Below are 20291 nucleotides of genomic sequence, written 5' to 3'. Positions count from 1 at the left end.
CGCCTGGCGGGTATTCCCATCTTCAGGCGAAGGAGTCTCTCTCGCCCCGGTTAGTGGTAGTGGCATCGAAAAGCATTCCGGGTTCGGAAACTTGAGTCACGAATATTTCCAGCCGGAAACCATGATCGCCATTCCGCATAGCGCCACGGCCGCACCGACCCAGTCGTGCGTGGACAGCTCCACACCTTCCACATAGCGCAGCCAGAAAAGCGCGGTTGCCACATAGACACCGCCATAGGCCGCGTAGACCCGCCCGCTGGCGGCGGGGTGCAGGCTCAGCAGCCACACGAATGCGACCAGGCTCAGGGCGCCCGGCAGCAGCAGCCAGGCGGAGCCGTTCTTGCGCAGCCACAGGTAGGGCAGGAAACAGCCGAGGATTTCCGCTACGGCGGTAATGATAAAAAGCGCGGTGGTTTTGATGATCAGCATGTTTACCTATTTACCTGTCCGGTTTGAATTTGCGGTGGCGGAGCGGTCGGTATTTTCCCAGCAATTTCCCCGTGGCGCACACCCGTTGACCGGCGGCTGGTGCGGGATGGGCGGTGCCAAACCCGCCCATCGGCTGTGCGCGAGAATTCAGCGACGCTCTTTCCAGAGCACATAGAGTGCCGGCATCGCCAGCAACACAAATACCAGTGCACTCAGGGTGCCGCCGACCATGGGCGCGGCGATGCGTTTCATCACATCGCTGCCGGTACCGCCGCCCAGCATCACCGGCACCAGCGAAATCAGCAGCGTGAGGCTGGTCATCAGCATCGGGCGGATACGGCCCGCCGCTGCCTGTGCCACGGCTTGCGGAAAATCCTTCCGCCGCGGGTCTGATGCCGACAGGTAGTGCAGCATCAACAGTCCCATCTCCGCTGCCAGCCCGGCCATGGCGATCATCCCCACCCATACGGCAACACTGAGCTTGTAGTCCAGCAGGTACAGCAGCCAGAAGGCGCCGATCAGCGCCATGGGTATGGCGGAGAGTACGAACAGGGTGTCCGCCAGCCGTCCCCGGTGCAGGTAGAGCAGCAGGCATACGGCCAGTAAGGTCAGCGGCACCAGCCACTGCAGGCGCGCCTTGGCGCGCTCCAGGTACTGGTACTGGCCGGCCCAGGCGATGCGCTGGCCGGGCACCAGTTCCACCTGCTCGGCCACCACCTCTTTGGCGCGCGCCACGTAATCGGCCACCCCCAGTTCGCCCTTCAGGTCCACAAACACCAGCCCGACAAGTTGCCCGCCCTCGTTGCGGATCATGGGCGCGCCGGTGCGGTATTCCAGTGTCGCCAACTGGCTCAGGGGCACCTGGGTGCCGTCGGCGGCGGGAACCAGAATCTGTCGCAACTGTTCCGAGGTATCGCGGTAGTCGCGGGCGTAACGCAACAGCACATCGTAGCGCTCGCGGCCCTCTACCGTCTGCGTGGCGGCCAGGCCGCCGGCGGCGGCCGCGATCACATCCTCGACATCCTGGATATTGAGGCCGTAGCGGGCGGCGCGCGCGCGATCGATATCGAAATCCAGGAAATAGCCGCCGGTCAGGCGCTCGGCGAAGGCGCTGCGGGTTTCCCCGGCGGTGCGCCGATCGGCCTGCAGCGCCTGTTCGATGGCCACGGCGGTCTGCTCGATATCATCCAGGCTGTCGCCGAATACTTTGATACCCAACTGGCTGCGGATACCGGTGGCGAGCATTTCCGTGCGTGTCTGGATCGGCATCCACCAGATATTGGGCATACCGGGATAGCGCAGTTTTTCATCCATCTCCGCCAGCAGGTCGTCCCAGCTCACCCCCGGGCGCCATTCGCTTTCCGGCTTCAGGGTGACCACGGTTTCCACCATGGACAGCGGCGCCGGGTCGGTGGCGCTGGTGGAGCGGCCGATCTTGCCGAACACGCGCTCCACCTCGGGGAAGCTTTTCAGCTCTGCGTCCATCTGTTGCAGCACCTTGCCGGCCTCGGTGATGGACATACCGGGTGGCGCCGTGGGCATGTAGAGGATGCTGCCCTCATTCAGCGGCGGCATAAATTCCGAGCCCAACTGCCGCGTCGGGAAGACGACAAGGATCAGGAACAACAGCGATGTTGCCGCGACTGCCTTGCGGTAATGGATGCAGAAGCGGATGGCCGGTAGCAGTACGCCTGTCAGCGCGCGCACAAACGGGTTTTCCCCGGCGCGGATGCGGCCGCGGATCAACAGCACCGCCAGCGCCGGAATCAGCGTGATGGCCAACAGCGCTGCGAAGGCCATGCTGTAGGTCTTGGTCCACGCCAGCGGTTTGAACAGCCGGCCCTCGGTGGCTTCCAGGGCGAACACTGGCAGGAAGGAGACGGTGATGATCACCAGCGAGAAGAAAATACTGGGGCCGACTTCCTGCATCGCCTCCACGATCAGTTGCCGCCGCTCGCGCCCGCCCGCGGCCGGTTTTTTGTGAGCGCCTGCGGCGAGCTTTTTATGAATGTTGTCCACCATCACCACCGCCGCGTCCACCATGGCCCCGATCGCCACTGCGATACCGCCGAGGGACATGATGTTCGCGGTCAGCCCCTGCAGTGACAGCGGGATAAAGGCCAGCAGTACCGCGACCGGCAGGGTGATCACCGCCACCAGCGCCGAGCGCGCGTGCAACAGGAAGAGCGCGATCACCGCCGCCACCACGAGCATCTCCTCGATCAGCGTTTGCCTGAGATTGTCGATGGCGCGGCCGATCAGGTCGGAGCGGTCGTAGGTCGTCACCAGTTCCACACCTTCCGGCAGGCCGGCCTTCACTTCGTCGATACGCCGCTTGACCCGCTCGATCACCTTGAGGGCATTTTCGCCGTAGCGCATCACCACGATGCCGCCCACTGTCTGCCCCTCGCCATCCAGTTCCGCGAGGCCGCGCTGCATGGCCGGGCCCAACTGGATCTCCGCCACCTGCGACAGGGTCACCGGCACCCGCTCCGCGTCGGTGCCGATCACCACCTGCTCCAGGTCGGCGGTGCTCTGGATATAACCGCGGCCGCGCACCATGTGTTCGTGGCCGGCAATTTCCAGCAGCCGCCCGCCGGTGTCGTCATTGCTGCGGCGGATGGCCTCGACCACTTTGGCGAGGGGAATATCGAAAGCGGCCAGCCGGTGCGGGTCTATCTGCACCTGGTATTCCTTCTCGAAGCCGCCGATGGAAGCCACTTCGGCGACGCCTTCCACCGCAGTCAGCCAGTAGCGCAGCTTGAAGTCCTGCAGCGCGCGCAGTTCCGCCAGGTCGTGCTCGCCGCTGCGGTCCACCAGCGCGTACTGGAAAACCCAGCCGACCCCGGTGGCGTCCGGACCCAGGGTCGGCTGTACGCCTTCGGGCAACTGCGAGGCCGCCTGATTCAGGTATTCCAGTACGCGGGACCTGGCCCAGTAGAGATCGGTGCCGTCTTCAAAAATGGCGTAGACAAAACTGAGGCCGAAGAAACTCTGCCCGCGCACCGACTTGACCTTCGGCAGGCCCAGCAGGGCGGTGCTGAGTGGATAGGTGATCTGGTCTTCCACCAGGTCCGGGCTGCGCCCGGGCCAGTCGGTCAGTACGATCACCTGGGCGTCGGACAGATCGGGAATCGCGTCCAGCGGCACACTGAGCAGCGCGCGGTAACCGGCCAGCGCGGCAATGGCCACCAGCAGCAGGGTGAGCCCGGGCTTGCCCGCACAGAGGCCGATAAGGCGGGCGATGACGCCTTTGGGGGGAGTCTCTACCATTGTTGTACCCCCGACTTCAGGCGGCTCTCGGCGGCGATCAGGAAAACGCCGGAAGCGATAATGCGATCGCCTTCGGCGAGGCCGGCGCGGATCACGATGTTGTCGTTGTCGCCATAGCCGGTGCGCACCTCGATCGGTTGCAGGCGGCCGCGGCCCAGGTCGCGGAAGACGATGCGTTTGTCGCCGGAGAAGAGCACCGCATCCCGCGGTACCAGCAACTGTTTGCCCAGTGGTGCGCGCAGTTGGATATCCGCAAACAGGCCCGGGCGCAGGCGGCCGTCGGGGTTGGGCAGTGCCAGGCGCAGGCGGGCGCTGCGGCTGTCCCGGTTCAGGAAAGGATCTATCTGTGCGAGTGTCGCCAGCATGGGGCGGCCGGACAGGTTGGTCAGGCGCACCTGTGCAGACATGCCTTGTTCCAGCAGCGGCAACTGGTTTTCATAGGCGTAGGCCTCGACCCACACCCGGCTCAGGTCGGCGAGACGCAGCAGCTTCTGGCCCTTCTCGAAGGCGGAGCCGGCGACGATATTTTTCTCGATAACGGTGCCGGACGCGGGCGCGAAGATGGGCATGTAGTCCCGCGCTTTTTCCTGTTCGCCCAGCCACTCGACCTGGCGCTGCGACAGGCCCCACCGGCGCAGCCGCCGGCGCGCCGCTTTCTCCGTTGCGCCGCCGCGCCGGCGGGACTGCAGGTATTCATCCTGCAGCGCCAGTAACTCGGGGCTGTAGACGGTAAACAGGACATCGCCGCGTGCAATGCGCTTGCCCTCGAAGTCCGCTTCCAGGTCGCCGATCCAGCCGCTGAAGCGCAGGCTGATATCCCGCAGGCGGGTTTCGTCGTAGGTGACCTGGCCCTGCAGGCGCAGCGGCAGCGAGAAGTTTTCCTTTTTCACCCTGCCGGTGTCGATACCGATCGCCTGGCGCCGGCCCGCGTCCACGACGATGGTGCCGCTCTCCAGTTCCTCGCGGCTGACCGCTTGCAGGTCCATGCCGCAGATGGGACAGGTGCCCGGCTCGGCGGATTCCACCGAGGGGTGCATGGAGCAGGTGTAGTAGGCGGTGTCGCCGGCTCCCGGTGCGGACTTCAGGCGCAGGCCGGCGCGGCTGGTGGTCATATCGAATACCAGGTCTACGTGCTTGTCGGGGGCGGTGGATACATCCACCGCCAGCGGCCAGGCGCCGTCCATGGACAGTTCGAATTCCCCCTCGTAGACACCGGGCGCCGTTTCCGCGATTTCCGCCGGCGCCCGCATCGCGGGCATGGCGCCCATGGCCGGCATCTCGGCGACGGCGCGGACCTGGGCGTTTTCAATTGGCCTGTCTTCGCGATCGCGGACTTCTATGCGGATACTGTTGTCGCCGGCCCGCGGTTTTCGCGGGTCTATGGAGACGGCGATGCGGAAGGGGCCGGCCTCTATAAATTCCGCGGCGGTTTCCGTTGCCTGTTCGCTTTTCAAGGTCCACCAGGAGATGAGCAGGGCGGCGAGCAACAGCAGGCCGCCGAGCAGATATTTGTTAGCAGTTGTCGATTTCACAATTGTTTTCCCGTTTTTGCAGGGATTGCCCGGTGTGATTGGCGGGGCTTCGGCCCGCTGGCGGAGCTGGAGCTCCGCGCACCCAGGGAATTCCAGTCCTCCAGCAATACCAGTCCCGCGGCGGCGGTGATCCGGGCGGTGGCAGTGAAGCGGTCGCGCTTGGCGGTTTCAAAATCCTGTTGCACCTTGAGCAGGTTGCGCTCCGCCACCAGCAGGTCGAGAAAATTGCCACTGCCCGCGGCGAAGTCGTCGCGCGCGGTGGCCAGGCTCTCCTCCGCCAGCGGCAGCATTTCGTCGCGGTAGAGCTGCAGGGTTTCGCGGGCCTGGCGCAGGCGGCTGTCGGCTCGGCGCAATGTGTCCCGCAGGGCCAGGGCGGCGTCTTCGCGCTGCCATTCGAGGGCCAGTTTCTCCGCCGCCAGGCTGCGCTCGCGGGCGCTGCGCTTGCCGCCGATATCCAGCGGCAGATTGAATCCCACGCCCACAAACAGGCGCTGGTCCGGGTTCATCCAGATATTGTTGTGGCGGGCCAGCAACTGGAATTCCGGGTAGCGGTCTTTTTCCGACAGTGCCAGTTCGCGGGATTTGCGCGTTTCCTCCGCGGCCAGGCGCTGTAGCCGCGGCTGCTTGCCGAGGCTGTCGAGCGCCAGGGCCAGCGCCTGCGGCGCCGGTTCGCGGCGGGGCAGCGGGGCGCTGGCCGGCAGTTGGCCGGGATCCAGGTCCAGCAGGCGCGCCAGCCGGCTCCTGTCGCGCTCCAGCGCGCGCGACAGGGCGATCTCTTCGATCTGCAACTGGTGCCTCTCGTGTTGTGCCTTGAGCAGGGCGGATTTGCCGCCGCTGCCGGCGGCGTAGCGGGCCCGGCTGCTGGCTACGAAGGATTGCCACAGCTTCTGGTGGCGCCGGTTGATCGCCAGCAGTTGTTCGCGATAGCGCCAGTCTGCGTAGGCGGTCCTGAGGGCGTGGGCCAACTCCACCGCGCGCTGGTCGTACTCGAAGGCGCGGGCGCGGGTGCCGGCCTCCTCCAGGGCGCGTCGCAGCGCCAGCACACCCGGCCAGGGCACGGACTGGCTGATTTCCGCCAGGGTGCCGTCGGGCAGTTGTTCATTGCCGAAGGTTTCGGGGGCGGCGCCCAGCATCAGCCTCGGGTCGTCGATATGGCCGCTGGCGGTGGCGCTGGCCGCCTGGGCCTCGACCCGCGCACCCAGTGACCGCTGCGCGGGGTTGCAGCGCAGGGCCAGCTTCACCAGGGATTCGCTGTCCGCGGCGGCGGGCGGCTCGCAGTTGGCCCGCGCCAGGGGGGCGAGCAGCAGGGCAGCCGCCGCCAGTACCGCCGGTAGTCTGTTGAAAAGCAAGGTTCACTCCTCGAACGCTCGCGGCGCACAGGGGCGCCGGAAACACGGATAGTCGGTGTTGTGGAATCAGTGTGCGGTTCGGGGAATCAGATGCGCAGGCGCAGCGTGGACAGCCAGGTGAGCCTGCCCGGGCGGGCGGCTGCAGGGGAGGGGATTGCGGGATGGGCGCCCGATGGCGGCCCCAGTATGCGGGGCCAGCGGTAGTCCGGCGATCCGTGCAGGTGCGGCTGCTCGAGGGAATAGCGATCGGTGGGCAGTGGCACTCCGCCGCCGCTGTCGGGATCCGCTTTCAGCGACAGCTCGGTCTCGACTGTGCAGCAGTCGCAGTCCGGCACCTGGCCATCGAGCATCTCTCCGCAACAGCACTCGGAGACGGGGCCCGAGTGCTCCATCATTTCGCAGGCAAAAACCGACTGGACCTGCAGCAACAACAGCAGGATGGCAGCCAGCGAGATCGGCCTTGCGAATTGTGGAAGCGGGGATCGGTTCATCGGGGAAATAGTATCAGAATCTGCCGGCTTGTCAGCTCGATTTGCGGGAGCGGTGGGCGTTCCCGAGCTCCGCGATCCCGGGTGACTCTTTCAGCGCCGCGGCAGCGCAACCTCCACGCGCAGGCCGCTTCCGGAATTTTCCAGCAACAGTTCGCCGCCGTGGGCCTGTACCGTATTGGTGGCGATGGACAGGCCGAGACCTATGCCGCCGGTTCCGCTGTTGCGGGATTTTTCCAGGCGGTAGAAGGGGCGCAGCACCGCCGCCAGTTCCGCCGCGGGAATACCGGGGCCTCGGTCCTCCGCCGCGATGCGGATACTGTCACTGTCACCGGCGATCGAAACCCGCACTTCGCCGCCGTACTTGACACCGTTGTCGATAATGTTCTGCAGGGCGCGGCGCAGGGCCACCGGGCGGCAGTCGAGTACAAGGTTATCACCGCCGGCAAATGTTACCGGGTAGCCTTCCTCGCCCAGGTCTTCGCAGAGACTTTCCACCAGTGCCTTGAGGTCGGTCTTTTGCGGCATTTCGCCGGGCTTCACACCCCTGACAAAATCCAGCACCGACTGGATCATGGTCTTCATGTCCCCGACCACTCGCAGCAGCCCCTCGCGCTCGCGCCGGTCCCGCAACAGCTCCGCCCGCAACTGCAGGCGCGTGGCGGCGGTGCGCAGGTCGTGGGAGACGGCGGCGAGCATTTCCGTCTGGCCGTGTACCAGCCGCGCCAGGCGACCCTGCATGCGGTTAAAGGCGCGGGCGGCGGTGGCGACTTCGGCGGGGCCGCTTTCCGGCAGCGGCGGCGCATCGATATTGGTGCCGATACTGTCGGCGGCCCCGGCCAGCCGCTCCAGGGGTGCGACGATCTTGCGGATCAGGTAGCCCGCCAGCAGCAGGCCCACCAGCCCCGAGAACAGCAGGTAAACCAGCATGGCGTCGTGAATCAGGGATTTTCCCTCCGGCAGTACCGCGTGGAAGACGGCGCGCTCGTCGTCGGGAAAGCTCACCGCGACGAGTACATCGAAGCCGTGCAGCGGTTCGCGCCGGGGCAGCAGCGGCGCGGATTTCAGGGGCCGCAGGCAGACGCGGGCAGTGAGGCCGGGCACGCCGGCGAATGCACTGTCCAGGGAACGGCGCAGGCGATGGGAAAAATCGTTGTCCCGGCAGCGTTCGTTATCCAGGTTGCCGGGCTCGGGAAACATGGTGACAAACTGGGTCTCCGCAGCGGCGAGAATCCGCTGCCGGTCCCGGGTGGGAAAGCCGCGCGCCAGCTCGACCACGCCGGTGATACGGTCCGCCAGGTCCCGGGCCTCTGTGAGCAGGATGGTCTTGTCGCGGTTGATTTCGTAGATTGCCAGGCTGATGGCGTGCGACAACACAAACGAGCAGAAGAGGACCAGGGTGGTCTGCGAGCGGAGGGTGCTCGGCAGCCAGTGTTTCACTCTGCCTCAACCGGGTAGGTAAAGATGTAGCCGGTGCCCCAGGCGGTCTTGATGATCTCCGGTTTCCTGGCGTTGTCGCCCAGCTTGCGCCGCAGTCGGCTGACATGGGAATCGATGCTGCGGTCGAAGGGAAAGCTCTCGCGGCCCTTGGTCAGGTCCAGCAGCCGGTCGCGGGACAGGGGGATCTGGGGGTGCTGCACAAAGGCCAGGAGTAGTTCTGTCTCGCTGGTGGAGAGGGGGATCGCGGTAGCGTTGGTATCCAGCAGTTCCATCTGCGCCGGGTAGAAGCGCCAGCCGGAAAAGCGGAACAGGTCGCGCCTGCCTCCGGTGGCGGGCTGGCGGGCGCGGCGCAATACCGCCTTGAGTCGCGCCAGCAGCTCGCGACCACTGAAGGGCTTGACGATATAGTCGTCGGCGCCGAGCTCCAGGCCCACCACCCGATCTATCTCGTCGTCCTTGGCGGTAACCATGATCACCGGGGGCATTCCGGCGTCGCTGCGCAACTGGCGGCAGAGCTCGAAGCCGTCGGCGCCCGGCAGCATCACGTCGAGCAGGATCAGGTCCGGGGAGCGCTGGTCCATCAGCGCGAACATCTCCTCGCCGTCCCGTGCAGTTTCGACCGTATAGCCTTCCCTGGTCAGAAGTTGCGACAGCAGCTCGCGGATGTCGTTGTCGTCATCGACTACCAGTACACACCCTTTGGACATGGCCATTGCGTTCATTTCTATTTGTTATCAACTGTTGCAAAACATGGAAAAGTGCGCGGTGCGGCTTCCAGTGCCACGCTGGCGCGCTGAGCCTCGACTTTAGCAGAGCCCCCGTATGGCGCCAAATCGCAGCTTTCTCGGTACACCGGGGATGGCATCGTCCACCGTGTCACACATACTTAGACATACTTTTTCACAAAATAGACAATATTCAGCACATCAAAAGTGCCAAAGTGGCCGCCTGCCAGAGCACAGAATTGCATAAATATAAGGCAACTATGGCGAGAATAACGCGACTACTGATCCGTGCCGGCGCGCCGCTTGCGCTGGCGTTCAGCCAGCCGCTCGCCGCGTTGGAATCGATGAGTGCGGCGGAGCTGGTGTCTGCCTGTAAAGCCCACCTGGAGGACCGCCAGTCCGCGGCTGCCTCCGGTTGCCGGGCCTTTATCCAGGGTTATCTGGCGGCGAGCCCCGAGATTGTCGCCGTGGAGGATCGCCCGTCCGGATTTGTCGCCCGCGCCATGCGTACCCGCGGCAGCCGCTTCTCCGATGCCGCGGAACAGCGCCTGAACAGCCGTTTCTGCCTGCCGGAAGGGGAAAGCCTGGAGCAACTGGTGGCCAGGGTCGCCGCGCAAACTGACGGGTTTGAAGCGGACGCAGGGGCATCGGCAGTGATGCGCCGGGTATTCGAAAAGCACTATCTGTGTGACGCGGTGGACTGATGTCGCCGCAGCATCTGTTTTGACGGTTTAGTTCACGAGTTGACCATGCGTTACACCCTCTCTCTTGTCGCCGTGCTGGCCTTTATCTGGCTGGCCAATTCCGGGCACTATACGCCGCTGTTGCTGACGTTCGGGCTGTTGTCGATCGCCCTGGTGGTTTTTCTGGCCCGGCGGATGGGTTTGGTCGACCGGGAATCCCAGCCCCTGCATCTGTCGATGTCGCTGCCCGGTTACTACTGGTGGTTGTTTTGCAAGATCGTACAGAGCAACCTCGAGGTGGCGAGCTGTGTCTGGCGGGGCAGGCAGTCGATCCATCCCGCCAGTGCGCGCCTAGAAACGAAGCTGCAGACGGACCTGGGCAGAGTCCTCTACGCCAATTCGATCACCCTGACACCGGGTACCGTGGCGGTGGAGCTCGAGGGTGATGAAATCCTGGTGCACGCATTGAATGCAGGCGGGTTGGAAGAGCTGCGCCGGGGCGAGATGGAAAATCGGGTGAGGGCACTGGAAGAGTGATGCTGACTGCGACGATGATTGCGCTGCTGGTGGTGATGGCACTGGCGCTGGTACGGGCACTGCTGGGCCCGAGTGTTTACGATCGCGTTCTCGCCGCGAATGTCTTTGGCACCAAGACGGTGCTGTTGATCGCGGTGATCTGTTTCACCCTGGGCAGGCCGGAATATCTCGATATCGCGCTGGTGTACGCGCTGATCAATTTTGTCAGCGTGATCGGCGTGCTGCGCTATTTCGAGTTTCGTTCCGCACAGGGCGGGGAGGCGCTCAATGATTGACCCGGTTCTGGCGGTACTGAGCGGACTCGCGTTGGCGCTGGGCTGCTTCTTCATGCTTTCCGGCGCCGTGGGCCTGTTGCGCTTTCCCGATTTCTACACGCGCATGCACGCCGCCGGCGTGACCGATACCCTGGCGACCTTCCTGATTGTCGGCGGCCTGATGCTGCTCGCCGGCTGGAGCCTGGCGCTGCTCAAGCTGGGCCTGATCCTGCTGTTCATTTTCTTCACCAGCCCCACTGCGAGCCACGCGCTGGCCCGGGCTGCCCAGCACAGCGAGCTGCGCCTGCCGGAAGCGGACAGGCAGCGCGAACGCGAGGCGGAACCTGTGGTTGAATCGGAACCCGAGAGGATAGCGGAAGCCGACGCCCTCAATGCGGACCGGGTCTGAGCAGTGGAGAGGCAATACTGATGGAACTGTTACTGGATATTTCACTGCTCGCGCTGTTGCTGGTAACAGCGGTGGCGATTGCCTGGACGCGGGACCTGTTTGCGGCGGCGATGTTCGCCGGCATCTACGGCCTCCTGTCGGCGAGCTTCTTCATGACCATGGGCGCGGTGGATGTGGCCTTTACCGAGGCCGCGGTGGGCGCCGGTATATCGCCGCTGCTGATTATCCTGACCCTGGCCCTGTGCGGCCGCCGACAGCGTCCGGACCCATCCCACGCGGTGCTGGCACTGGGCCTGGTGGCGAGCGTGGGTGCACTGCTGATCGCCGCCACCCTGGATATGCCCGCCTTCGGCGCCGTGGATGCGCCGGCGCAACTGCATGTGGCGCCGCGCTATATCAACGATTCCATGGCGGAGATCGGTATTCCCAATATCGTTACTTCCGTGCTGGCCAGCTACCGCGCCTTCGATACGTTCGGGGAGGTGGTGGTGATCTTTACCGCCGGGCTCGGTGTGCTGGCGTTGCTGATGGGCGGCGATGAACAGCGAATTGAAAACCGGCTGCCGGCGTCGCCCGGCGGCGGGTCGCGGGACCTGATTCTGCGGGTCATCGCCAAGATCCTGATTGCGCCGATCATGCTGTATGCACTCTATGTACAGTTCCACGGCGAGTATGGCCCCGGCGGCGGTTTCCAGGCCGGGGTGATCTTTGCGGTGGGCTTTATTCTCTATGGACTGGTGTTTGGGCTGGACGCGGTGCGCCGCGTCGCCGGTACGGCAGTGGTGCAGTTGCTGGCGGCAGTGGGGGTGCTGGTCTATGGCTGCGTCGGTCTATTGAGTCTGCTGGCCGGTAAAAATTATCTCGATTACAGCGCACTGGCCGGGGACCCGGTCAGCGGTCAGCATATCGGCATTATCGCCATAGAGCTGGGGGTCGGTATTACCGTGGCCTCGGTGATGATTCTGGTTTTCTATCTCTTTTCCGGGCGGTTGCTGGAACGCCGCTCTGTAACGGGGAATGAGTCGATTGCAGGGAGGGCCGGTTAAGATGTTGCTGGCATCGCTTTACAACTACTGGATCGTGATTGCGCTGATGATGATCGGCCTGTATATGGTTATCGTCCAGGGAAACCTGATCAAGAAAATCATCGGCCTGAATATTTTCCAGACGTCTGTATTTATTTTTTATATCAGCGTGGGCAAGGTGGACGGCGGCAGTGCGCCGATTCTGAGTGCAGGGGAAAGCCTCTACTCGAACCCGCTGCCCCATGTACTGATCCTGACGGCGATTGTGGTGGGGATCGCCACTACGTCGCTGGCGCTGGCACTGGTGATCCGTATTGAGCGCGCCTACGGCTCGGTGGAAGAGCGCGATATCCAGGCGGCGGAGGGCGAGCAGTCGTGTTGACGCATCTCCCGATACTGCAGGTGATCCTGCCGCTGGTGGCGGCGCCTTCCTGCCTGATCATTCGCCGCGCCAGCCTGGTATGGCTGTTTACGCTGGCGGTCAGTGTCGCGGCACTGGCGGTCAGTGTGTTAATGCTGCAGCAGGTTTATACGGCCGGTCCCATCAGCTATACGCTCGGCGGCTGGCAGGCGCCCTGGGGCATCGAGTACCGCATCGACCTGCTCAACGCCTGGGTGCTGCTGATCGTCTCCGGTCTCAGCAGTGTGGTGCTGGCGGCGGCGCACACCAGCGTGGCGCGGGAAGTCGATAGCAATCGGCAGACCCTTTTTTACACCCTCTACCTGCTGTGCCTCGCCGGCCTGCTGGGTATTGTGGCCACCGGCGACGTATTCAATGTTTTCGTGTTCCTGGAGATCTCGTCGCTGTCCACCTATGCGCTGATTGCGCTGGGGCGGGACCGCCGCGCGCTCTGGGCGGCATTCCAGTACCTGATCATGGGGACCATCGGCGCCACCTTTATCCTGATCGGCATCGGCTTCCTGTATATGATGACCGGCACCCTGAACATGGCGGATCTGGCCGTGCGGTTGCCGGCGCTGGGGAATTCGGCCACGGTGCTCGCGGCCTTTGCGTTTATCTTCGTCGGCATCTGCCTGAAGCTGGCGCTCTTCCCACTGCACCAGTGGCTGCCCAACGCCTACAGTTATGCGCCGTCGATCGTCACTGCATTCCTCGCCGCCACCGCCACCAAGGTGGCTCTCTACCTGCTGCTGCGCTTCACCGTTACCGTGTTCGGGGTGGAACTCTCCCTGGCCAGCCTGCCGCTGGAAAGCCTGTTGATCGGGCTGGGGCTGGTAGGTGTATTCGCGGCCTCCGCGGTGGCCATCTACCAGGTGGATATCAAGCGCATGTTCGCCTATTCGAGCGTGGCGCAGATCGGTTACATGGTGGTCGGTATCGGCATCGGCACCGCCACCGCCCTGCAGGCGACGCTGCTGCATCTTTTCAATCACGCGCTGATGAAGGGCGGTCTCTTCCTGGCACTGGCGGGGCTGGTCTACCGGGTCGGCGCCTGCCGTATCGAGCATTTCCGCGGCCTCGGCGGCGCCATGCCCTGGACCATGGCGGCGATCGTCGTCGGCGGTATCAGCCTGATCGGCGTGCCGCTGACGGTCGGTTTTGTCAGCAAGTGGTACCTGATCGCCGCGGCCGTCGACAGTGGGCTCTGGTGGGTCGCGGTGCTGGTGGTGCTGGGGTCGCTGCTGGCGGTGGCCTATATCTGGCGGCTCGTGGAGGCGGCCTATTTCCAGCCTCCGGCGGACGCTACACGCGGCGAGGCGCCCATTGGACTGCTGGCACCTACCTGGCTGCTGATCGGCGCCAACCTGTATTTCGGCATTGATACCCGCCTGCCGGTGGAGGTGACGGCCGCCGCAGCGCAGTTCCTGTTGGGAGGCGCACAATGACCGAATCGACCCTGCTGCAACTGGCGCTGCTGATTGCACCGCTGGCGCTGGTCGGCATTCAATTGACCGGCCGCTGGCAGAACCTGCGCGAGGTGGTGTCGCTGGTGGCGGCGACGACCCTGTTCGCCGTGGTGGTCTCGCTCTACCAGCCGGTGCTGGACGGGCGGGAAATCGCCGCCCACTGGCTGGATATCCTGCCGGGCCTGGCGCTGGCCTTCCGCATCGAGCCGCTGGGGCTGCTGTTTGCACTGGTGGCGAGCTTTCTCTGGATTGTGACCACCGTCTACGCGATCGGCTACATGCGCGGCCACGGCGAGGAAAACCAGACACGTTTTTTCGGCCTGTTCGCACTGTCCATCGGCGCGGTGATGGGTATCGCCTTCGCGGAAAACCTGTTTACGCTGTTCATCTTCTACGAGGTGCTGACGCTGTGCACCTACCCGCTGGTCACCCACGCCGGCACCGACAAGGCGCGACAGGGGGGCAGGGTCTACCTGAGTGTATTGATTGGCACTTCGGTGGGTTTCTTCCTGCTGGCGATTGTCGCCACCTGGTTGCTGACCGGCACCCTGACATTCCGGGCCGGCGGTATCTTCGCCGCGGATACGGATCCGGCGCTGCTGTCGATCCTGCTGGTACTGTTTGTGTTCGGGGTTGGCAAGGCGGCCATCATGCCGTTCCATCGCTGGCTGCCGGCGGCGATGGTGGCGCCGACACCGGTCAGTGCGCTGCTGCACGCGGTGGCGGTGGTCAAGGCCGGGGTCTTTGTGCTACTGAAAGTCTGCCTGCTGATTTTCGGGCTGGAGACGCTGAAAAGCATTCCCGCCACCGAGTGGCTGTTGTACCTGGCCGGCGCATCGATCCTGCTCGCGTCCATCGTCGCGCTGCGCCAGCAGAACCTGAAAAAACGCCTCGCGTACTCCACCGTCAGCCAGCTCGGCTATATCACCCTGGGCGCGCTGCTGGCCACCAGTGCCGGCATGACCGGCAGCGCGCTGCATATCGTCATGCACGCGTTTGGCAAGATCACGCTGTTTTTCTGTGCGGGCGCGATTCTGGTGGCCGCGCATAAAACCGAAATCGACGAGCTGCGCGGTATCGGCCGGCAGATGCCGGTCACCATGACGGCCTTCCTGGTGGCCAGCCTGTGCATTATTGGTATCCCGCCCACCGGCGGTACCTGGAGCAAGTGGTACCTGATGCTGGGCACCTTCGAGACGCAGCAGTGGCTGCTGATGGGGCTGCTGATGCTCAGTTCCCTGCTCAGTATTGCCTATCTGCTGCCGATTCCGCTGCGGGCATTCCTGAGCGGGGAGGGCGGCGAAAAGCCGCTGGTGGATGGCGCCGGGGAGGCGTCCGCTATCCGGGAGGCGCCCCTGCCGTCGGTGATTGCATTGACGGTTACTGCGGTGGGCTGTGTCTGCCTGTTGCTGTTTCCCGATACGTTTTATCAGCTGATCAAGTCCGGAATCTAGAGCGCATATGAGTGGCGAAAAACAATATTTCTTCGACAAGCCGGACAATATCCGCCTACTGCTGCGCATTTTCTACGCTATCTGCGCGCTGCTGGTGGCGCTGGATTTTGTTGTGCACCGCCATACCGAATTCCGCTGGGAGGGACTGCCGGCCTTCTACCCGATCTACGGCTTTGTCGGCTGCGTGATGCTGGTGTTTGTCGCCAGGTGGATGCGCAGTTTCCTGATGCGCCCGGAGGACTACTACGACCGGGTGGAGCTCAAAGACAGAGAGGACAGAAAGGGCGGCGAGGCTCAGGGAGGCCACGGCGATGTTTGAGGTGGCGCCCTTTGTTCCGTTCTTTGTCGTCGCCGCGCTGGCACTGTTTCTGCGCGGCTGGCCCCGCGCCCTGGTGATGATTGCGCTTCCCCTGCTGGGGCTGGCCAACCTGTGGATGCTGGGGGAGGGCCAGTTCGGCACCTGGTCGGTGCTGGATTTCCAATTGCAACTATTTCGCGCCGACAAGCTGAGCCTGCTGTTCGGTTACCTGTTTCATATCGCCGCGCTGATTGCCATCATCTATTCGCTACATGTGCGCGATACACTACAGCAGGTGGCGAGCCTGCTGTACGCCGGCAGCGCACTGGGGGTGGTTTTTGCCGGCGACCTGTTGACGCTGTTCATTTTCTGGGAATTGCTGGCGCTGACTTCCGTCTTCCTGATCTGGGCGCGGCGCAGTGGTCCTGCCTACCTCGCCGGGCTGCGCTACTTTATCCTACATATTCTCTCCGGGATGCTGTTGCTGGGCGGCATTATTTTTTATGGGCAGGCACAGGGGTCACTGGAATTCGGCTATATCGGGTTGGAGCAGGCCGGCGGCTGGATGATATTTCTGGCCTTCGGTATCAAGTGCGCCTTCCCGTTTTTCCACAACTGGCTGACCGACGCCTATCCGCAAGCAACGCCCACGGGCACGGTATTCCTGAGTGCCTTTACCACCAAGGTCGCCGTCTATGCGCTGGCGCGGGGCTATCCCGGCACCGAGCTGCTGATCTACATCGGCGCGGTCATGGCCTGTTTTCCGATCTTCTACGCGGTGATCGAGAACGATCTGCGCCGGGTGCTGGCCTACAGCCTGATCAACCAACTGGGCTATATGGTGGTGGGTATCGGTATCGGCACGGCACTGGCACTCAATGGCACCGTTTCCCACGCCTTCGCCCATGTGATTTACAAGGGGCTGCTGTTCATGTCCATGGGCGCGGTATTGCAGATGACCGGGCGTATCAATGGCTCGGAGCTAGGCGGCCTCTACAAGACCATGCCCAAAACCACTGTGCTGTGCATTATTGGCGCGGCGTCGATTTCCGCCTTCCCGTTGTTCAGCGGCTTTGTCAGCAAGTCCATGGTCATGAGTGCGGCGATCAAGAATGGCTACGACTGGGTGTGGCTGGTCCTGTTGTTCGCCGCAGCCGGGGTCTTCCACCACGCCGGTATCAAGATTCCCTACTTCGCGTTTTTCGCCCACGATTCCGGCCTGCGTGCCAAGGAGGCACCGGTCAACATGCTGGTGGCCATGAGTATCGCCGCGGCCCTGTGCCTGGGTGTGGGGATCTACCCGCAGGCGCTCTACAGCCTGCTGCCCCACGAGATAGCCTATACGCCCTACGACATGAGCCATGTGTTGACACAACTGCAACTGCTGTTCTTCTCCGCACTGGCATTCGTGTGGCTGAACCTGCGCCGGCTTTACCCGCCGGAGCTGCCGTCGGTCAACCTGGATGTAGAGTGGCTCTACCGGCGCCTGTTGCCGGATGCCGCGCGGGGTTTCGCGAATGGCGTTTTCCGCCTGGATCAGCGGCTGCGTAATGCGGCGCTCGCAGCCGTCGGGGGAGTGATGGCATTTGTCACCAGTTACCACGGACCGGATGGCGCCCTGGCGCGGAGCTGGTTGACGGGAAGTATGGTGGCTGGGGTGGTGCTTTTGCTGGGGATCTATTTGGCGTTCGGCCTGGTCAACTGAATTGTCGGACAGCAATTCCGGGCTGGCGCGGTACAGCTGAAACCGGCATAATTTCAGATCTGGTCTCCAGGGAATGAGCCTGGGGGTTATAGGGGAAGTATGTATTCAAGGAACGAACATGCCCGACGATCTTCCCAGAGTCATTCAGATCGGCTTCCACAAATGCGGCACACGCAGCCTGGAAGCGCTTTTCCGGCAGGCCGGGCATCGCGTACTGAAATACAAGCTCAGAAGACCCCTGCGTCGCAGTCGCAATGCCGGATACCTGATGCGTGAAAACCTCAACGCCGGTCGCAAGATCTTTGCCGGCCTGGAAAACTACACCCTCTATGCCGACCTGATCTATCAAACCGAGAGTGACAGTTTCGAGCCCATACGTCACTTTCGGGAGATGATGCGCGATTATCCGGATAGCTTCCTGTTGCTCAACCTGCGCCACCGGGAGGACTGGATCCGCTCGCGACTGGCGCATGGTCACGGCGAGTTTGTACAAAGAGTCATGCGCCAGCGGGGGATCGACTCGAAGGATGAGATCGCTGAAATCTGGCGCGGCGAGTGGGACACGCACCTGGCTGAGGTGCGCGCCTTTATGACCGACAGGCCGGAACAATTGGTCGAGTTCAATATCGACACCGATCCCGTGACCGGGCTGGTGGAACGTTTCAGTGACTATGGCCTGGATGCAGGGGCCTGGAGGGATATCGGCCGCACTCGCGGCATCCGTCGCCATCCACTGGTCGCGACCCTCAAACGGCGCTGGGCGCACATACGATGGCGGTTACCGGGCTGATGGCCCGGTCCGCACACTTCCCCCGGCAACGACGGCGCCCATGAAAATCTCACTGGTCATGATCTCGACTGGTCTCGGCGGGGTGCAGCAGTCCCTGGTGCCCTATGCGCTGGCCCTGAAGAAGCGGGGCCACCAACTCCAGATCCTGGTTTCCGGGCGGGCCCGGTCGATGGTTGATTTGCTCGTTGAACGCGGTTTGGGCGGCCAGGTGGAGAAGCTCGAAGGAATCTGGAAGCTGCACCGCTATCTCCCGCACGCCGGTTTGCGTGAGCGCGTTCGGGGTTTTGCGCCGGACCTGGTACTGGGCTTTGCGCAGATGGGTTTTATCGAAGCGCATCGCGCCCTGCGCGGCAGTGGCATTCCCGTGCTCACCCGCGTTGGCACCATGAAGAGCAAGCGCATGGGGCGTTTCCGCAACGCGGACGGCTGGCTGGCAACGACCGCGGAAATGAAAACCGCGCTGAAGGCGCGGGGCTTCGATGAGGAGCGTATTTTCATCGTGCCGAACTTCCTGGCTGAAAACAGCCCTGAGCCGGAGGAAAATAGCTCTCAGCCCGGGGAGCGGGACTTGCGGCATCCGCCGCGGGTTGGCTCCCTGGGGCGGTTTGTCGCCCGCAAGGGGTTTGGTGTCCTGATCGACGCGGTGGATCTGTTGCGCGAGCGGGGTGTCGAGCTCGAGTGCACAATCGCCGGTGACGGCAAGGATCTCGACACCATGAAAGCCCGTATCGATGAGCGCGGGCTGTCGCGGATTGTTCACCTGCCGGGTTGGCTTGGACACGGCGATAAAGCGGAGTTCCTGCAGGGCCTGGACCTGTTCGTATGCTCTTCGCTCGACGAACCCTTCGGTTTTGTCTATCTGGACGCCATGCGCTTTGGCCTGCCCGTGGTGACCACACCCACGGTGGGAGCGCGCTTTATTTTCTCCGACACTGATACCGCGTGCTGGACACCGTTCGAAGATCCGGCCTCGCTGGCGGACGCGATTCAACGGCTGCTGTCGGATGAAAGCCGCCGCGCCGCTCTCGGGCGCCAGTCCCGCCAACTTTACGCCACCGCTTTCAGCCTGGAAGCGGGCTCGCGCAATCTGGATCTGGCGCTGGGGCAAATGCGCGGGCTGGGAAAACGCTGACAAAGTCGGGACGCCCGATAGCGCCCCCCCTGGAGGAACTTAAAAAGAATAGCCAAACAGTTCAATTTCTTTTTCGAAAATCCGGGCAATCTCGTCTCTTTGCGCTTCCGTTAGTATTTCCTGGTAATGGCGTTTGTCCTTTCTTGTGTCGCCCTTCGCCTTGGGGAGGGGTAGGGGCTCGGGGATTCCCAGGTGAAGGCGGACTTCTTCAAGTTCCTGATCGAGTTGCTCGAAACGACATACCCGGTCTACAGCAATTCCATCATTGATGAGGTAGATGCTGCTGTTGTCATGCTTCTTGCGTAAATAACTGCTGGCGATGAAGGCGTCGAGGTCCTGTTGTGATTTGCTCCTTCTGTTGCGCCAGAAGTAGCTGGAAATTGCGCGATCCCAGGGATTCCTCACGACGCAGAACTTGTAGTAGCTGTTCCATGTTTCGTCGCCTACAAGCTCCTTCACCTGCGCTGCCGGCTGATGCTTGCTAAAGCGCTTCTTGCGTTTCCCGCAGGTTAGCTTGAGAAAGTCTATCGGCCCATATTCGGATAGATGCGCGTGATAGTTTCGGGGCGTGAAATAACCGAGTGAGCGCCTGAGATCTTCATCTTCCTTTCTCATCGGTGTGATGACGTCGTTGGGGCCGCAGAACCTGGAGAGGGCTATCTCGATGCTTGTTCCAGCTGTTTTCCTGGTCTTGATGAAGATGAATTTATACTTGTGAGAAATGATCATGGTTTAGTTATGCTACTTGCAAGGTGTCTTCCAGATGCCGGGGCGGTCGTGCGTGAGCCGGGTCACTGCGAGAATAGCGGCGCATCCCTCCGCGCTGCAACCGGGCCGGCTGCGCGACTCTGCCAGTGTCGGTACCCGGAGCGGTGACGCAGTTACCGCCCATAAGTATA

The 20291-nt window shown here is 63.1% G+C and carries 20 protein-coding genes; 12 read left to right on the top strand and 8 right to left on the bottom strand.

Annotation, left to right across the window (positions count from 1 at the left end; genetic code table 11):
* Positions 1-96 precede the first annotated feature (96 nt).
* The 7 genes from OQE62_RS05200 to OQE62_RS05170 form a co-directional block, all read right to left on the bottom strand.
* The gene (locus tag OQE62_RS05200; RefSeq protein ID WP_265720941.1) at positions 97-429 is read right to left on the bottom strand and encodes a YnfA family protein; all 333 of its coding nucleotides are present in this window, start codon (positions 427-429) and stop codon (positions 97-99) included.
* A gap of 147 nt (positions 430-576) precedes the next feature.
* Positions 577-3702 (bottom strand): efflux RND transporter permease subunit, encoded by a 3126-nt coding sequence (locus tag OQE62_RS05195; protein ID WP_265720940.1) that lies wholly within the window; start codon positions 3700-3702, stop codon positions 577-579.
* A complete protein-coding gene (locus OQE62_RS05190; RefSeq protein ID WP_265720939.1) occupies positions 3696-5234 on the bottom strand; it encodes an efflux RND transporter periplasmic adaptor subunit in 1539 nt (512 codons plus the stop codon). The genes OQE62_RS05195 and OQE62_RS05190 overlap by 7 nt, the downstream gene beginning before the upstream one ends.
* A complete protein-coding gene (locus OQE62_RS05185; protein WP_265720938.1) occupies positions 5231-6583 on the bottom strand; it encodes a TolC family protein in 1353 nt (450 codons plus the stop codon). Before OQE62_RS05185 ends, OQE62_RS05190 begins: the two co-directional genes overlap by 4 nt.
* An 86-nt stretch (positions 6584-6669) precedes the next feature.
* Entirely contained in the window at positions 6670-7074 is a 405-nt protein-coding gene (locus OQE62_RS05180; protein ID WP_265720937.1) for a hypothetical protein, read from the bottom strand.
* Positions 7075-7164: 90 nt separating this feature from the next.
* A complete protein-coding gene (locus OQE62_RS05175) occupies positions 7165-8511 on the bottom strand; it encodes an ATP-binding protein (RefSeq protein WP_265720936.1) in 1347 nt (448 codons plus the stop codon).
* On the bottom strand, positions 8508-9233 hold the full coding sequence (locus tag OQE62_RS05170; RefSeq protein WP_265720935.1) for a response regulator: 726 nt from the start codon (positions 9231-9233) through the stop codon (positions 8508-8510). Before OQE62_RS05170 ends, OQE62_RS05175 begins: the two co-directional genes overlap by 4 nt.
* A 263-nt stretch (positions 9234-9496) precedes the next feature.
* Between OQE62_RS05170 and OQE62_RS05165 the strand changes: the two genes are divergently transcribed.
* The 12 genes from OQE62_RS05165 to OQE62_RS05110 all read left to right on the top strand — a co-directional run bounded on the left by OQE62_RS05165 (position 9497) and on the right by OQE62_RS05110 (position 19392).
* Positions 9497-9940, top strand: a complete 444-nt coding sequence (locus tag OQE62_RS05165) for a Rap1a/Tai family immunity protein (protein WP_265720934.1) — start codon at positions 9497-9499, stop codon at positions 9938-9940.
* Positions 9941-9985: 45 nt separating this feature from the next.
* Positions 9986-10456, top strand: a complete 471-nt coding sequence (locus tag OQE62_RS05160) for a Na+/H+ antiporter subunit E (protein WP_265720933.1) — start codon at positions 9986-9988, stop codon at positions 10454-10456.
* Positions 10456-10731: a monovalent cation/H+ antiporter complex subunit F gene (locus OQE62_RS05155; RefSeq protein WP_265720932.1), complete on the top strand. Its 276-nt coding sequence runs from the start codon at positions 10456-10458 to the stop codon at positions 10729-10731. Before OQE62_RS05160 ends, OQE62_RS05155 begins: the two co-directional genes overlap by 1 nt.
* Complete coding sequence (mnhG, locus tag OQE62_RS05150; protein ID WP_265720931.1) at positions 10724-11119, top strand: monovalent cation/H(+) antiporter subunit G; 396 nt, start codon at positions 10724-10726, stop codon at positions 11117-11119. Before OQE62_RS05155 ends, mnhG begins: the two co-directional genes overlap by 8 nt.
* A gap of 20 nt (positions 11120-11139) precedes the next feature.
* Positions 11140-12165 carry a DUF4040 domain-containing protein gene (locus tag OQE62_RS05145; RefSeq protein WP_265720930.1) on the top strand — a complete coding sequence of 342 codons (1026 nt, stop codon included), beginning with the start codon at positions 11140-11142 and terminating at the stop codon, positions 12163-12165.
* A 1-nt stretch (position 12166) separates the two neighbouring features.
* Positions 12167-12526 (top strand): cation:proton antiporter subunit C, encoded by a 360-nt coding sequence (locus OQE62_RS05140; RefSeq protein ID WP_265720929.1) that lies wholly within the window; start codon positions 12167-12169, stop codon positions 12524-12526.
* Entirely contained in the window at positions 12520-13992 is a 1473-nt protein-coding gene (locus OQE62_RS05135; protein ID WP_265720928.1) for a monovalent cation/H+ antiporter subunit D family protein, read from the top strand. Before OQE62_RS05140 ends, OQE62_RS05135 begins: the two co-directional genes overlap by 7 nt.
* Complete coding sequence (locus OQE62_RS05130) at positions 13989-15467, top strand: proton-conducting transporter transmembrane domain-containing protein (RefSeq protein WP_265720927.1); 1479 nt, start codon at positions 13989-13991, stop codon at positions 15465-15467. Before OQE62_RS05135 ends, OQE62_RS05130 begins: the two co-directional genes overlap by 4 nt.
* Positions 15468-15474: 7 nt before the next feature.
* Positions 15475-15786 (top strand): hypothetical protein, encoded by a 312-nt coding sequence (locus OQE62_RS05125; RefSeq protein WP_265720926.1) that lies wholly within the window; start codon positions 15475-15477, stop codon positions 15784-15786.
* Positions 15779-17470 carry a Na(+)/H(+) antiporter subunit D gene (locus tag OQE62_RS05120; protein WP_265720925.1) on the top strand — a complete coding sequence of 564 codons (1692 nt, stop codon included), beginning with the start codon at positions 15779-15781 and terminating at the stop codon, positions 17468-17470. Before OQE62_RS05125 ends, OQE62_RS05120 begins: the two co-directional genes overlap by 8 nt.
* 118 nt (positions 17471-17588) lie before the next feature.
* The gene (locus OQE62_RS05115; RefSeq protein WP_265720924.1) at positions 17589-18260 is read left to right on the top strand and encodes a sulfotransferase; all 672 of its coding nucleotides are present in this window, start codon (positions 17589-17591) and stop codon (positions 18258-18260) included.
* The gene (locus OQE62_RS05110; RefSeq protein ID WP_322746562.1) at positions 18142-19392 is read left to right on the top strand and encodes a glycosyltransferase family 4 protein; all 1251 of its coding nucleotides are present in this window, start codon (positions 18142-18144) and stop codon (positions 19390-19392) included. The genes OQE62_RS05115 and OQE62_RS05110 overlap by 119 nt, the downstream gene beginning before the upstream one ends.
* A gap of 39 nt (positions 19393-19431) precedes the next feature.
* Here the strand turns inward: OQE62_RS05110 and OQE62_RS05105 are convergent, their stop codons facing one another.
* A complete protein-coding gene (locus OQE62_RS05105) occupies positions 19432-20121 on the bottom strand; it encodes a sulfotransferase family 2 domain-containing protein (protein WP_265720923.1) in 690 nt (229 codons plus the stop codon).
* Positions 20122-20291: the final 170 nt, after the last annotated feature.

This window comes from Microbulbifer halophilus, assembly GCF_026183675.1.
GTDB classification, from domain to species: Bacteria; Pseudomonadota; Gammaproteobacteria; order Pseudomonadales; family Cellvibrionaceae; genus Microbulbifer; species Microbulbifer halophilus.
This window is presented reverse-complemented; position numbering and strand designations above follow the sequence as displayed.